General features: G+C 37.7%; 13 protein-coding genes. 4 read left to right on the top strand and 9 right to left on the bottom strand.

Translation table 11 applies throughout. From position 1 onward, the window contains the following. Positions 1–15 precede the first annotated feature (15 nt). Positions 16–1599, bottom strand: a complete 1584-nt coding sequence (locus tag V2145_RS13185) for a spore germination protein (protein ID WP_131886987.1) — start codon at positions 1597–1599, stop codon at positions 16–18. Positions 1600–1845: 246 nt separating this feature from the next. Here V2145_RS13185 and V2145_RS13190 point away from each other — a divergent pair, with 246 nt between their 5' ends. Beyond that, positions 1846–2565 carry a 3-ketoacyl-ACP reductase gene (locus V2145_RS13190; RefSeq protein WP_094911617.1) on the top strand — a complete coding sequence of 240 codons (720 nt, stop codon included), beginning with the start codon at positions 1846–1848 and terminating at the stop codon, positions 2563–2565. A 42-nt stretch (positions 2566–2607) separates the two neighbouring features. Here V2145_RS13190 and V2145_RS13195 read toward each other — a convergent pair whose 3' ends face one another. From V2145_RS13195 to nhaC, 3 genes are all read right to left on the bottom strand, one after another. Further along, positions 2608–2739 carry a DUF6254 family protein gene (locus V2145_RS13195; protein ID WP_247600318.1) on the bottom strand — a complete coding sequence of 44 codons (132 nt, stop codon included), beginning with the start codon at positions 2737–2739 and terminating at the stop codon, positions 2608–2610. Between the two features lie 71 nt (positions 2740–2810). Beyond that, positions 2811–3689, bottom strand: a complete 879-nt coding sequence (locus V2145_RS13200; RefSeq protein ID WP_131886988.1) for an alpha/beta hydrolase family protein — start codon at positions 3687–3689, stop codon at positions 2811–2813. A 293-nt stretch (positions 3690–3982) separates the two neighbouring features. Beyond that, entirely contained in the window at positions 3983–5356 is a 1374-nt protein-coding gene (nhaC, locus tag V2145_RS13205) for a Na+/H+ antiporter NhaC (protein ID WP_094911619.1), read from the bottom strand. Between the two features lie 600 nt (positions 5357–5956). Between nhaC and V2145_RS13210 the strand changes: the two genes are divergently transcribed. Further along, on the top strand, positions 5957–8095 hold the full coding sequence (locus V2145_RS13210) for an ATP-dependent Clp protease ATP-binding subunit (protein ID WP_330987830.1): 2139 nt from the start codon (positions 5957–5959) through the stop codon (positions 8093–8095). Positions 8096–8135: 40 nt separating this feature from the next. Here V2145_RS13210 and V2145_RS13215 read toward each other — a convergent pair whose 3' ends face one another. The 3 genes from V2145_RS13215 to V2145_RS13225 all read right to left on the bottom strand — a co-directional run bounded on the left by V2145_RS13215 (position 8136) and on the right by V2145_RS13225 (position 10894). Next, positions 8136–8405, bottom strand: a complete 270-nt coding sequence (locus V2145_RS13215; protein WP_094911621.1) for a hypothetical protein — start codon at positions 8403–8405, stop codon at positions 8136–8138. 202 nt (positions 8406–8607) lie between these two features. Then, on the bottom strand, positions 8608–10302 hold the full coding sequence (locus tag V2145_RS13220) for a M3 family oligoendopeptidase (protein ID WP_330987831.1): 1695 nt from the start codon (positions 10300–10302) through the stop codon (positions 8608–8610). Positions 10303–10429: 127 nt separating this feature from the next. Then, positions 10430–10894 (bottom strand): MarR family winged helix-turn-helix transcriptional regulator, encoded by a 465-nt coding sequence (locus V2145_RS13225; RefSeq protein ID WP_094911623.1) that lies wholly within the window; start codon positions 10892–10894, stop codon positions 10430–10432. A gap of 143 nt (positions 10895–11037) precedes the next feature. Here V2145_RS13225 and V2145_RS13230 point away from each other — a divergent pair, with 143 nt between their 5' ends. Together V2145_RS13230 and V2145_RS13235 are read left to right on the top strand one after the other, a co-directional pair. Beyond that, positions 11038–11808: a DUF4931 domain-containing protein gene (locus tag V2145_RS13230; protein ID WP_094911624.1), complete on the top strand. Its 771-nt coding sequence runs from the start codon at positions 11038–11040 to the stop codon at positions 11806–11808. 144 nt (positions 11809–11952) lie between these two features. Next, positions 11953–12684: a ZIP family metal transporter gene (locus V2145_RS13235; protein ID WP_131886992.1), complete on the top strand. Its 732-nt coding sequence runs from the start codon at positions 11953–11955 to the stop codon at positions 12682–12684. Between the two features lie 49 nt (positions 12685–12733). Here V2145_RS13235 and V2145_RS13240 read toward each other — a convergent pair whose 3' ends face one another. Further along, on the bottom strand, positions 12734–12973 hold the full coding sequence (locus tag V2145_RS13240) for an aspartyl-phosphate phosphatase Spo0E family protein (RefSeq protein WP_094911626.1): 240 nt from the start codon (positions 12971–12973) through the stop codon (positions 12734–12736). A 272-nt stretch (positions 12974–13245) separates the two neighbouring features. Further along, complete coding sequence (locus tag V2145_RS13245; protein WP_131886993.1) at positions 13246–14577, bottom strand: CoA-disulfide reductase; 1332 nt, start codon at positions 14575–14577, stop codon at positions 13246–13248. Positions 14578–14604 lie beyond the last annotated feature (27 nt).

Here is a 14604-nt window from a genome sequence, read left to right on the forward strand (position 1 = left end):
CCACCTTTATAAAAGCTAGTTCTCATCATTTGACCGTTCACGTACAACATTTTGTTCACTAATGAGCTTTGGTCTCGTATTCATTTTCTTTAGCGAACGACGAATGAGTGCATCTTTTTGATCTCGACTGACAAACGGAGCCATTGGCGTCATATATGGAATGCCAAATGACCGTAAACTGCATAGATGTAGAATCATTAAAATAAGGCCTAAAATAATACCAAACAAGCCAAACGTTGCTGCTAAAAGCATTAAAGCAAAGCGGAGCATCCTTACAGCAATCGCCATATCGTAAGCTGGTGAAACAAAGTTACTGATGGCTGTAATCGATACGACAATAACCATCGCGGGTGACACCAGTCCCGCCTGCACGGCAGCTTCTCCTAATACGAGTGCACCTACAATGGAAATAGCAGAACCTACGGCTCTTGGCAATCGAATTCCTGCCTCGCGTAAAATTTCAAAAACCACTTCCATAATCAACGCTTCAATTACAGCCGGAAAAGGGACACCTTCACGCTGAGCTGCGATGCTAATAAGCAAACCAAACGGAAGCATTTCTTGGTGAAAGGTGGTAAGCGCAACATAAGCAGATGGGGTTAATAAAGCTAAGAAAAAGGCAACGTATCGGATAATACGAATGAGCGTACTAATGTCTGCGCGCTGATAGTAATCTTCAGCAGCTTGAAAGAATTGAATAAATAGAGCCGGAACTAATAAAACAAACGGCGTTCCGTCTACAAAGATTGCTATGCGACCTTCTAACAAACCTGCAGATACTGAATCTGGTCTTTCTGTATTGTAGATAGTTGGAAACGGAGTATAACCTTCATCTTGAATTAGTTCTTCAATGTACCCACTCTCCAATATACCGTCAATATCAATTTTAGAAAGTCGGGACCTTACTTCTTCAATTACTTGCTGATCCGCAATTCCTTTTACATACATAATCGCTACGTCTGTTTGCGTTACTTTACCGATTTGCTGAGACTCCATTCGTAAATTAGGGGATTTAATTCGCCTTCTTACCAGTGCCGTATTGGTACGCAGCGTTTCAGTAAAGCTATCTCTTGGTCCACGTACCACGGTTTGAGCCTGTGGTTCTGAAATGGCTCGTTCTCCCCATCCTCTTGTACTAGCAATGATACACGTTTGATAACCTTCTATGAATAAAGCTGTATCACCTGATAAAACATGTAGGATAACGTCATCTAAAAGAGTGACTTCTTTAATTTCTCCGATTGCTAAGCTGTAATTTTTAATGAGCTCAAACATATTCACAGCACCGTCATCATGAACAAGCTGTTTCGTATGATTGTGCATAATGGATTCCATCGTAAACTCTTGTACACTATCTTCATTCGCCAATCCGTCGATGTAAATAAGGCCTAATCGAAATTTTTCTTCAACTGAAATGGCAAATTCCCGACAAACCACATCTGCACTATCTCCAAGCTCTGTTTTCACCGCATCTAAATTATCTTTTACGCTTTCTAACAGTTCAGTATTGGAAGATGAAGATTCAGCTGTTGGTTGTGATTCATTTTCTTTAGACTTTTTAGATCGACTTTTTAATTCTGATAGTTTTTTTATTCGCATACTTCATCCTCCATTTTTCAAACGGCACAGCATTGCTCTTCAAGTCCTTATAGTTTCTGTTTATGCAGGAAATTTATTCAGCTATCTTGGTATTTTTAACCGCTTTATAGAGCAAGAGCTTTGACAATGCTTCTCTGTATTTTGTAGGATTAGATAAATTGCTAATTTATTTAGCTGCTCATTTAACATGATTTGCAGCTTATTTTTAGCAATAGGGATAATTTAATTCAGAAGGAGTGATGGAAGATGGGACAATCATTACAAGGAAAAGTAGCCATCATTACTGGTGCAGGTAAAGGTATCGGCCGAGCAACAGCGCTTGATTTAGCAAAAGAAGGAGTTAACCTGGGTTTACTAGCACGTACAGAAGCTGATTTAAAAGCCGTTGCCCAAGAAGTGGAAGCACTTGGTGTGAAGGTGGCTTATGCTACAGCCGACGTATCTTCAATTGAAGAAGTAAATAAGGCGGTTGATTACTTACATAACCAACTAGGTAAAGCAGACATTTTAATTAACAATGCGGGTATCGGAAAATTTGGAGGCTTTTTAGAATTATCTCCTGAAGAATGGAAGCAAATTATTGATATCAACTTAATGGGTGTCTATTACGTTACAAGAGCCGTTTTACCACAAATGATTGAGAAAAATGGTGGAGACATCATTAATATCTCTTCTACTGCTGGACAAAAAGGCGCTCCTGTCACAAGTGCATACAGTGCTTCAAAGTTTGGCTTATTAGGTCTAACAGAGTCTCTTGCTCTTGAAGTACGCAAGCATAATATTCGTGTAACTGCTTTAACACCAAGTACGGTTGCTACAGAGCTTGCATATAAAGAAAACCTTACAGACGGTAACCCTGAAAAAGTAATGCAGCCTGAAGATTTAGCAGAAATCATGGTAGCGCAGCTGAAGCTACATCCTCGTATCTTCATCAAATCTGCCGGCATGTGGTCTACTAACCCTTAATTTAAACAACCCAAAAAACCCCCTCGAATCGAGGGGGTTTTATTATTTATTTTTATTTTTTGGCGTAATCTCTTCTGCTAATTCTTCAAATGACTTTACTTTTCCATGAGATGGATTTTGCGACTGTTTACGTACATTCCATTGACGCTCTTGCTGTCTTTTTGATTGTGTCATCGTTTCATCATCCTTTTCTGTAGTGTTCCTTTCTAGGATGTACGAAAAACGGACGAATATGTTTTCCACTTTTATTCAACTAAATGCTGTTGAAACCATTTATCAATCTCTGCATTATACTCATTATAATAGTTGCTTAGTGGATGATTTCCACCTTTGTATAAGACGTATTTATACTCTTTATTTTGTTCTTCAAGCTGCGCTACTAACTTTTCTGCCTGGGTATGGTGTACCTTTTTGTCATGATCTCCTTGTAAAATAAGAAGCGGTGAATTTACTTTATCACTCCAATAGACAACCGATCGGCTTTTATATCGTTCAGGATACATCTTAGGATCTCCAACAATATCTCTTAACACTTGCTTCATTTCAGAGCCCCTTTGATCATAAAACTGAAACATATCCGTAATTCCAGATTGAACAACCACGGCGTCAAAAGATATGCCGTTTTTCATTGTTAAATACGTCATCATTCCACCACGTGAATAGCCAAGCGCTACTTTTTGTTCAGGGTTTACATAAGGCAGCTGCTCTCCCCATTTAATAAGGTTAAGGACGTCATGGATATCGTCTCCACCGTATGTTTCGACCCCTTCACTTCCGCCATTTCCACGATATTGTGTCGTAACCACAACATAACCTTTATCAGCCCATGATGATAAGTAGCGCAAGGTTTTATCTCGAATCATACCATGTTCACGGTTTCCACCACGATTATAAACTAGCAGCGGATATTTTTTATCCACAATGTCTTTAGGCTGTAATAGAAATCCTTTAACTTGTAACCCATCGCTTGGATAAGTGATTTGATATATATCAACATTACTAGCATAAGGTGAAAATAAATGCACTTTTTCTTTGTTTACATCGCCGCTTTCCGCTCGATAAAAAACAGCGGTCACGCCAAGTACAGCGATGGTAAGCAGTACAATGAACCCCCACTTTTTCAAACAGAATCCTCTCCTCAATTAATAACTTTTATCTCTTTTTATGATGAACCGTTTCTTTTTGCCTTACCCTTTTTAAATGTTTGCTAAAAAGGATTTTTGTGGAATCCTTCACAAATTACCTTCTAACTAAACGTTATGGTTTATTGTATTACTACTTTCTCTTTTTTGGAAGAAAAAGATTAAGGCTTCTACTCTCATTACCTTTAACAGCAACAAGTAAACATAATTAGTATAACAAAAAGCCTTGCGTTTTTAAGTAATTCTTAAGAACGCGAGGCTTTTGACTTCATAAATTATTTTTGTTTAGCAATACCGAGACCTGTATAACCCAAAATTACAGCGAATATTGGACATAGTAGACAGAAAAACGCAAAAGGTAAATACTCCACCACAGGAATACCAAGGGTTTGTGAAATAAAAGCTCCGCTTACTCCCCATGGAATTAATGGGTTAATAACCGTTCCTCCATCTTCTAATGTACGAGACAAATTTTTCTCCTTTAAGTTCCACTTTACGTAAAGCGGCTTGAATGTTTGCCCAGGTAATAAAATCGATAAATATTGCTCTCCAGTTATAACGTTAACGCCAATAGATGAAAGAATCGTTGACAGCACTACATCGCCGCTTCTTCGCACTTGCTTAGCTAATCCTTCGATTAAAGCTTGAACAACGCCAAGCTCACGCATCAACCCACCAAGAGCTAGGGCAATAATGACAAGGGACACTGAAAACATCATTGAGTCCAGTCCGCCTTTTGTTACGATAGCATTTACAATTTCGTTGCCGGAATCAATTTGACCACCGCTTTGCAGAGCGCCAAGCATGCTTCCTAATGTAACAGTCGGCTGTAACAGTACCCCTGTTATTACGGCAATAATAACTCCAATTACCAAAGTAGGAAGCACATCAAATCGCTTAATAGATAAAATCAATACAACAAGCGGTGATAAAAGTGTTAGGAGATTAAGATTAAACGTATCACCTAACGCATTTTGTACAGCTTCAATATCCCCATAGTTTACTCCCGTTCGATGTGTGCTGATGCCAATGACCAATGCAATCCCAGCCGTTACAATAATACTTGGTAACGTCGTCCATAACATGTGACGAATATGAGTCGTCAACGGTACTCCCACAATCCCGGAAGCAAAGTTGGTCGTATCCGATAACGGAGACATTTTGTCACCAAATACTGCTCCGGAAACAATGATTCCTGCAGCAAGACCTGGGTTTACTCCAATTGCCGTCCCTATACCAAATAAAGCCACTCCAACCGTGCTAATCGTTGTAAACGTACTTCCAGTAAAGCTGGATACCAAGATTGTAATTAAAAGTGCACTAATTAAAAAATACTGCGGTGAAATCCAATTGAATCCATACGATAAAATAGTTGGAATTGTTCCCCCTACCATCCAAGCGGCAATTAATACACCCACAAGCATAAGAATTAAAATGGGCTTAATCCCTACTTTAATTCCTTCTATAATGCCATGTTCAAAAGTTTTCCATTTCACACCCATAAGTGCCCCAATGATACAAAGCGTCACAATACTAATAAGTAATGGAACATGTGGTGCTAAGCCTAATAAAAATAATGATGCAAAAATAAGTCCTAATAAAACAACGACAATCCCGATCGACTGTCCAAATGTTATCTCTTTTTTCATTAACTTGTTCCCCTCAATCTCTTTTTCACTTAAACGCTTTTATGCTTTTATGCACTAAACATAGTTGAAGTATATGGGTTATTCCTACTACTGTCAATCGCTTCTCGTCAAAAAAACAACCTCGTCAATAAATTCCACTCTCTTTTCTATGTTTTGCCCAATTCTAATCGGGTACATTACTTATACTTCTTATTTATAACTATTAAAGGAATAGGTGATTGAAACACAAGATGTAAGACTCTAGGAGATGAGCCAAGCAGCTTAAAATACCGCTGGAACATAATAATCAAGGAGGCAGGTGCGATTCCTGTGGGACTAGCGAGTACTCTGAGATCCTATGAAAAGGGAGCAATTCGAAGCGGAAATCACTCCTTATTATGTGCGTTCTACCTGAATCCTTATATAAAAGATAACAAGCAAAACACAAAATATTCTACTTGAAATAAGAAATAACTTCCAAAACAAAAGTATAAGCAAAACACTTGAAAGTCAAAAAAGGTCAAAGTATAATAAACTCACAAAGGTCAAATATAGTCAAAGTCAAATTGGCTACTTGATCAATGATTACATTCATTTAATTATTCTAAGGAGGTCTTTTAAATGATGTGTCAAAACTGTCAACAACGTGAAGCAACAATTTATTTAAACGTACAAGCTAACCAACAAAAATCACAATATCGTTTATGCCATACATGTTATCAATCATTAATGAAACAAAATAAGATGCCGTCTGGATTTGGAGGTGGTCATTTCATGAACATTGATGATTTATTCAATCAGTTAGCAAACGAACAAGCCATGAATCAATCAGTTCAGCAGCCTACTCCTCAACAAGGAGGAAACGGTGGTGGATTCTTAGACGAATTTGGTCGCAACCTAACACAAATTGCAAAAGCTGGTTTAATTGACCCTGTTATTGGACGTGACGAAGAAATTGAACGCGTCATTGAAATCTTAAACCGCCGTAACAAAAACAACCCTGTTTTAATTGGTGAGCCTGGTGTAGGTAAAACTGCTGTTGTCGAAGGCTTAGCATTAAAAATTGCAGAAGGCGATGTTCCTTCAAAACTCATGAATAAAGACGTATACTTACTAGACGTCGCTGCTCTTGTAGCAAACACGGGTATTCGTGGTCAGTTTGAAGAGCGCATGAAACAGCTAATCAGTGAACTACAGCAGCGCAAAAACGTCATTGTATTCATTGACGAAATTCACTTGCTTGTTGGAGCTGGTTCTGCTGAAGGTTCAATGGATGCAAGCAACATCTTAAAACCAGCATTGGCCAGAGGTGAACTTCAGGTTGTAGGTGCCACAACGCTGAAAGAATACCGCGCTATTGAAAAAGATGCGGCTCTTGAGCGTCGTTTCCAACCTGTAATGGTCCATGAACCATCTGTAGATGAAGCCGTCCAAATTTTAAAAGGCATTCAAAACAAATATGAAGCGTATCACAGCGTTAACTTTACTGAAGATGCCATTAAAGCTTGTGTAAATTTATCACATCGCTATATCCAAGACCGATTCTTACCTGATAAAGCCATTGATTTATTAGATGAAGCTGGCTCAAAAATGAACTTAAAAGCAGGTATTACAAACAAAGATGATATTGATAAGCGACTAAAAGAAATTGCTGTGGCAAAAGAAACAGCTTTAAAAGAAGAAAAATATGAAGCTGCTGCCAAACTTCGTGATGAAGAAGCAAAGCTTGAAAAACAGCTAAACCAAGAGCAAGAAAAAGCTGAAGTTACAGTTGAACATATTCAAGCAATCATTGAAAAGAAAACGGGTATTCCAGTTGGAAAACTCCAAGAAAATGAAGCTCATAAAATGAACAACCTGTCAGCAAACCTTTCTGACAAAGTCATTGGGCAAAGCGAAGCAGTAGAAAAAGTTGCAAAAGCAATTCGTCGCTCTCGTGCTGGGCTCAAAGCGAAACACCGTCCTATTGGATCTTTCTTATTTGTTGGTCCAACAGGGGTTGGTAAGACAGAGCTTACAAAAACTCTAGCAGAAGAAATGTTTGGAACAAAAGATGCGATGATTCGTCTTGATATGAGTGAGTATATGGAAAAGCACGCGGTGTCTAAACTGATTGGTGCACCTCCAGGTTATGTAGGTCATGACGAAGCCGGCCAATTAACTGAAAAAGTTCGTCGTAACCCTTACTCTATTATTTTACTTGATGAAATTGAAAAAGCGCATCCTGACGTTCAGCATATGTTCCTCCAAATCTTAGAGGACGGACGCTTAACTGATAGTCAAGGCCGTACCGTAAGCTTTAAAGATACGGTAATCATTATGACAAGTAACGCAGGTGTAGGAGAAAAGAAAATTACAGTGGGCTTTGAAGCAGAGAATGAAGCACTTAGACATGCTTCTGTTTTAGATTCCCTCTCTGCTTACTTTAAACCAGAATTCTTAAATCGTTTCGATGCGATTATTGAATTTAATCACCTTGAACAAGAACACTTAGTAAAAATTGTTGAGCTTATGCTTCATGAATTAGAAGAAACGCTTAAAGAACAAAACATTGCTCTACAGGTTACAGATAAAGCCAAAGAAGCGCTAGCATCTCTTGGCTACCACCCGGCATTTGGTGCTCGTCCACTGCGTCGCGCTATACAGGAGCACGTTGAGGACCAAATAACTGACCTTTTATTAACAGATGAAGAAATAAACGAAGTTTTCATTGATGCTAATGACCAGCAAAAAATCAGCGTTACTTCTAAACTAAAATAATGAAAAAGCGACTCCCCATTGGAGTCGCTTTCTTTCTATTTTATTGATTATCCTCTTGATCGTCTGTTGATTCTTCTGTTTCATCTTCCTCAGCTGGTTCCTCTGCCTCTTCTGTTGCACCTTGCTCTTCTGTACCTTCTTCTACAGCTTCTTCCTCAACCGGTGTTTCTGCTGGTTCTCCAGTTGTTTCTTCCGCATCTTCCGTTTGCTCTTGATCTGTTGTGTCTTCTCCCTCTTCTGCACTACATGCTGTCATAAGCGTAATTGCTGCAAATGCTCCAAATAATTTGACTAAGAAACTTTTACTCATCGTACCTGTCCCCTTTCAAATCAATTGAGCCACTATGTACGTGCTTCAACATGGCTCCTGAGATGATTATAGTTCAAAAAAAAGGAAAAAAGAGCGTTTTTACAGTCTTCTAACAAACTCTTTACACTATGCTCATTTCTTTATATTTCTCATTCATTTCCTTTACAAAGTAACAAAAGCGAGCCTGTTCAGCTCGCTTCCCTTACAATGATTGATCATCTATACTATTTAAATAGGCTTTAATATCACCAATAACCGACTTTACGCAGCCGTCTTCAAAAGGCGAAAGTAAATTGGCTTCTTTCACAAGCGAGGTAAACGACTTGCTTCCACCAAGCTTACATAAATGCAAATAGTCTCTCCATGCTTGTTCATGATTTTCATTGTCTTTTTTCCAAAATTGAAATGCACAAATTTGGGCCAGCGTGTAATCAATATAATAAAATGGATCGTTGTAAATATGAGATTGCTTTTGCCAGAATCCACCGTTTTCAAGGTATGTTTCGCCATCATAATTTTTAGAAGGCATGTATTTATGTTCTAACTTTCTCCACTCGTTTTTTCGCTCTTCTGGCGTAAGCGTTGGATTTTCATAAACAATATGTTGAAACTCGTCAACTGCTACACCGTAAGGTAAAAAAAGCAGCCCTGAGCTTAAATGCGTGAACTTATACTTTGGTGTGTCTTCTTTAAAGAAACCTTCCATCCATGGCCACGTAAAATACTCCATGCTCATAGAATGAATTTCTGCTGATTCATAAGTTGGCCAGTAATATTCCATTACTCCAATATTTCTGCTTTGATATACTTGAAAAGCATGCCCTGCTTCGTGAGTTAATACATCAATATCACCTGACGTGCCGTTAAAATTCGAAAAAATAAACGGCGCTTTATAACGTTCTAAAAACGTACAGTAGCCCCCACCTGCTTTACCTTTCTTGGCAACTAAATCCATAAGGTTATTATCCATCATAAAACCAAAGAACTCATCTGTTTCTGCTGAAAGCTCATTATACATCTCTTTACCTTTCTCAATAATCCAGTTTGCATCTCCTTTTGGGATTGCATTGCCTGTTTGAAACTCAAACGACTCATCGTAATAAAGTAATTCGTCAACACCAATGCGATTCGCTTGTCTCTTTCTAAGTTCTTCTGCTAATGGCACAATCTCTGTTAAGACTTGCTCTCGAAACGCTTGAACCATCTCTGCATTATAATCTGTACGAGTCATACGTGCATATCCAAGCTCTACAAAATTCTTATATCCCAGTTTCTTTGCCATTTTTGTTCGTACCTGAACTAGCTCATCGTAAATACGATCTAATTCACCTTCATGATCTTTAAAAAATTGAAAGCGTGAAGCAGCAGCATTTTTTCGTATTTCCCTGTTTGGTGACTGCATGAAAGGCTCCAGCTGGGCAAGAGTGCGCTCTTCGCCGTCAAACATAATTTTAGCGGAGGCTATAAGCTTCGTATACTGAGAAGAAAGCTTATTTTCTTTCTGTAAATCTTCAATAATAGATGGATGGAATGTCTTTAAATGGCTTTCAGCTAACGCAAATAACTGCGTTCCTAGTGCAACTTCTAACTCTTCACGAAAACTTGATGAAACAAGTGCTTCATAGTATTCATGCATAAGCTCTTCATACAGAGGACTAATTTCATCAAAATAATCCTGCTCTCTTTGATAAAACTCATTGTTTGTATCAATAGAGTGGCGAATATAACACAAGTTGCTCATCGTACTATAATCTGTTCGCAACTCGTTTAGTTCTTCGATAGCTTCGTACTGCTTTTCAATATTTTTAGCTTCTTTTAAAATAGTAATACTTTGTTTAAACTCTTTTTTCAGCTGATTTAAATCTGGTCTTTCGTATGTATATTGATCAAATGTCACTTCTTTTTCCCCTCTCTTTTTATAAGCTCATTTATGTACTTCGTGATGATTGCTTAATCTCCTCTAATCAATCATCAATGACTGTTTCCCCATACAAAAAAAGCATCAAATCGATGCTTTTTTTGCTTTATTCAGACGGTGTATACTCATCTGCATAGTGTCCAATTTTCTTTAATAGCGAAATGGCTACTTCTTGCTCTTCACTTGTGAGCACCGATAAAAGGCTATGAATACGCATTTCATGGTCAGGAAACATGCTTTCAATCATTTCTTTTCCTGATTCCGTAATTTGCGCATACGTTACGCGACGATCGTTTGGACAAGCTACACGCTCTAAAAAGCTCTTTTTCTCTAGCTTGTCAATAACATACGTGATGCTACCGCTTGCCAATAAGATTTTGCCACCAATTTGTTGAAGAGGCTGTTTTCCTTTATGATATAAAAGCTCTAATACAGCGAATTCAGTTGGGTTCATACCATGTTGTTGAATAAACTTATGAACATGCTCCATAACGGAACGATTCGCTCTTGATAGAACAATGAATAATTTTAAAGATTGATCTAATTCTTCTCGATTTACTGTTGAATCCATTTTTATCAGTTCCTTTTTTAATTTATCTCGATATCAAGATAATACTAAAATTTGGTTAAAAAGTCAACGAAGCAAGCTAAACAGTAGATTTCTGCTAATTGTTCTACTACAATAGATATAATTAGATTAAAAAGGTGAAGCTTATGAAACCATCTCATTTATTTTTTAATTCAGCAATTGGTTCACAAAAACCAGAAACCATTGTAAATCGTCAAAATCCTTGTCCATTCTGTGATGTGGACTCTCTAACCGGCATTATTGAAAGAGAAGATTCAATTATATGGTTAGAAAACAAGTATCCCGTTCTCCAAGATGCTTATCAAACTGTCATTATCGAAACAGATCAATGTCAATCAGAACTATCAGAATATCCAAAAGAGCATTTGTATAAACTGTTTTCATTTGTGACGACTCGCTGGCTACAGATGATCCAGAGCAAAAAATATGAGTCCGTTTTATTCTTTAAAAATCATGGGCCCATGTCAGGTGGTTCTCTTCGCCATCCGCATATGCAAATTATCGGGTTGAAAACATTTGATACAAGCTCAAATATTACAAATGCGCATTTTGAAGGCATTTCAATTCAACAAAACAAAGATATTGAGTTTAACTTATCTATAAAGCCACGCATGGGATTTTTTGAATTTAATATCGTAACATCGAATATTCAAAAACATAATAAAGAAGTAGCCGATTATGTTCAAGCTGCTACTCATTATTTGCTTAATCATTTCCACCGTAGCTGTACGAGCTACAACCTGTTCTTTTATCAGCTGGATGATGGGCGAAGCGCATGTAAAGTTATCCCTCGCTTTGCAACCTCTCCGCTGTTTGTTGGTTATGGAATTCCTCAAGTGTCAAACAAAATTGAAGAGATTGCAAAACAAGTGCATTCCCTTTACTTTTCGAAATAACTGCAATCAAAAAAGCTTGAAGCGATGGCCTTCAAGCTTTTTTCATATGAACATATAAGAGAAGTTCTACTTTCACGAAAAGATAAAGAAGATTATAATGAGTGTAGTAATTACGTGGAACGATAGAAGAAAAAGGAGATTGTTATGACAGATGTACTTATAGGCAGTATTCTTTCTGCACTATCCACAGGGCTTGGTGCTGTGCCGATTTTATTTATGAATCAGGCAGTAACGCATCGCTGGAAAGATGTGCTGCTGGCGTTTACAGCCGGCATTATGATGGCTGCTTCAACAATGAGCTTAATTCCTGAATCCCTTGCAAGCGGGAACTTTTATTCGTTAGCAATTGGGCTTTTACTGGGGGTCATGACGCTTACAATTTTAGAACAAAACATACCTCATATTGATTTAGAGCATTCTAAAACAGGGATTCAGTTTGACGAAAAAGCTTTATTGATTATTGCAGCAATCACGCTACATAACTTGCCGGAAGGACTATCAGTTGGTGTAAGCTATGCATCGGATACAGAAAACACTGGAAACCTGATTGCTTTAGCCATCGGATTACAAAATGCGCCGGAAGGGTTATTGGTTGCTCTGTTTTTAGTACAGCAAAATATCAGTAAGTTGAAAGCATTTTTAATTGCAACATTAACAGGATCTGTAGAAATTATTACGTCGCTACTTGGTTTTTATCTCACTAATTTTGTCGAGTCTCTTGTGTCGTACGGATTAGCATTCGCAGCTGGAGCAATGCTGTTTATCATTTACAAAGAGCTAATACCGGAAAGCCATGGAGATGGAAATGAACGATTTGCAACATATTCTTTCATCATCGGCCTGCTATTTATGGTTTTTCTTATTAACTTCTTTTAAGGTACTAGTAGATACAGGGCAGATTAGAGCACATCTTTGCTGCCCTTTTTTACGATTTTGAAAAAGATAAAAAGCGACCGATTGTTTCTGTAATGCTTGTCCGATCTTCTTCCTCACGCAACAGTTGTTTTTGGTAAAGCGTCAAAAGTTGATCTAACTCTTGGCTACAGGTAATGGTTTCTTCACTTGATAAACCTGTTTTTTCACCAATCTCCACCATTTTTTGTCTTTTCCTCACAATTTGTATAAATAACGCTTCTGATTTACTTTGCTTTTTTAAACCAAACACAAGATCCTCTCCTATTAAAAGAAAATTAGCCTATAACGCATTATTACAAATTCTACTAAATATGTAAATAGAGTCGCAATAATAGACATTTTTCTTATAAAGTTTTTTTTACACTAAAAAAGAAAGCGTTACCAATGTTGATTTTCCAAGCTTTTGTTTTTAGAAAAAAATTCCTCTTCGACAAAACATGCAGATATGACAGCGCATCTACAAATTTTGCAATGTCTCCTTTAAATGATAAACCGACGTGATAGATCCACGTCGGTTTGTCATTATGTGGCTTTTTGAGAAGCAATTTGAACCGCATCCCAAACGGTAGCAAAAGGTGGAGCATAGCTAAGATCCAGCAAGGTTAGCTGCTCAGTTGTTAATCCTGCTGTGATGGCTGTTGCAAACACATCAATTCGCTTAGCTGCTTCTGAATCACCCATAATTTGTGCTCCTAGTATAATATGTGTGTCTTTTTCGTAAACGAGTTTAATTAACATTTTTGTTGCATCTGGATAGTACGGTGTGTGATTATAAGCGTCTACCGTAACCGCTTTATATTCAAGGTTTTCTGCTTTTGCCTCTTTTTCAGTAATTCCAGTTTTAGCAACTTCTAAATCCATAACTTTTAAAATGCTTGTACCAATGACACCTGGGAACCGTTTATTTTCTCCTCCTAGGTTTGCGCCTAAAATTCGTCCTTGCTTATTAGCAATTGTACCAAGTGAAAAATGAACCGGTTTTTTCAACACAAGATGATAGCTGCTTGCACAATCACCCGCTGCATATAGGTGCGGAACGTTGGTTTCCATTTTGTCATTAATGAGAATTGCACCATTTTCTAGCATTCGAATGCCATTTCTCTCTAAGAAAGATGTATTTGGTTTCACTCCCACATTTACAATAACAAGGTCTACTTCATGCGTATTTTTATTGGTACGAACCGCCGTTATCTTTTCATGATCTGCAATTAACTCTTCCACTTCTTCATTCACATGAAAAGCAATATCCTTTTTTAGCTCGTCTTGTATTGGTGTAGCGATTTCTTTGTCAAACATGGACAGTATATGATCTCCACGCTCAATAACAGACACTTGCTTTCCTAATAAATGCATGGTTTCTACTAGTTCCATTCCAATATATCCACCGCCGATAATCACAACTTTTTGTACATTTTCCTCTTTTAAATAACGATGAATATTCGTACTGTCTTCTAACGTCTTTAATGAAAATATATTTTGAGCATCAACCATAAAGGGTGGCCTTACTGCTGAAGCTCCCGTTGCAATAATGAGCTCATCGTACGACACTTCTTGTGACTCATTTGTTTGATGATTATGTACAACAACATATTTCTTTATGTGATTCACTTCTTTTACTTCATGTTGAAGATGAACCGTGATGTCACGCTCTTTAAACTCATCAACTGTTCGAGCGATAAGACTTTCTTGCTTTTTCACAACACCTGATAAATAATACGGCATACCGCATGCACTATATGAAACATCCCGGCCTTTTTCAAATACAATAATTTCGGCTTCTTTGTCTAAGCGACGTAGCTGAGATGCTGCACTCATACCAGCCGCTACGCCTCCAATCACAACAATTCGCTTCATTTTATAGCCCCCTTTTTATTTGCATAT

It is taken from the genome of Priestia sp. GS2 (assembly GCF_036409025.1).
In the GTDB taxonomy this organism is placed as follows: Bacteria; Bacillota; Bacilli; order Bacillales; family Bacillaceae_H; genus Priestia; species Priestia aryabhattai_A.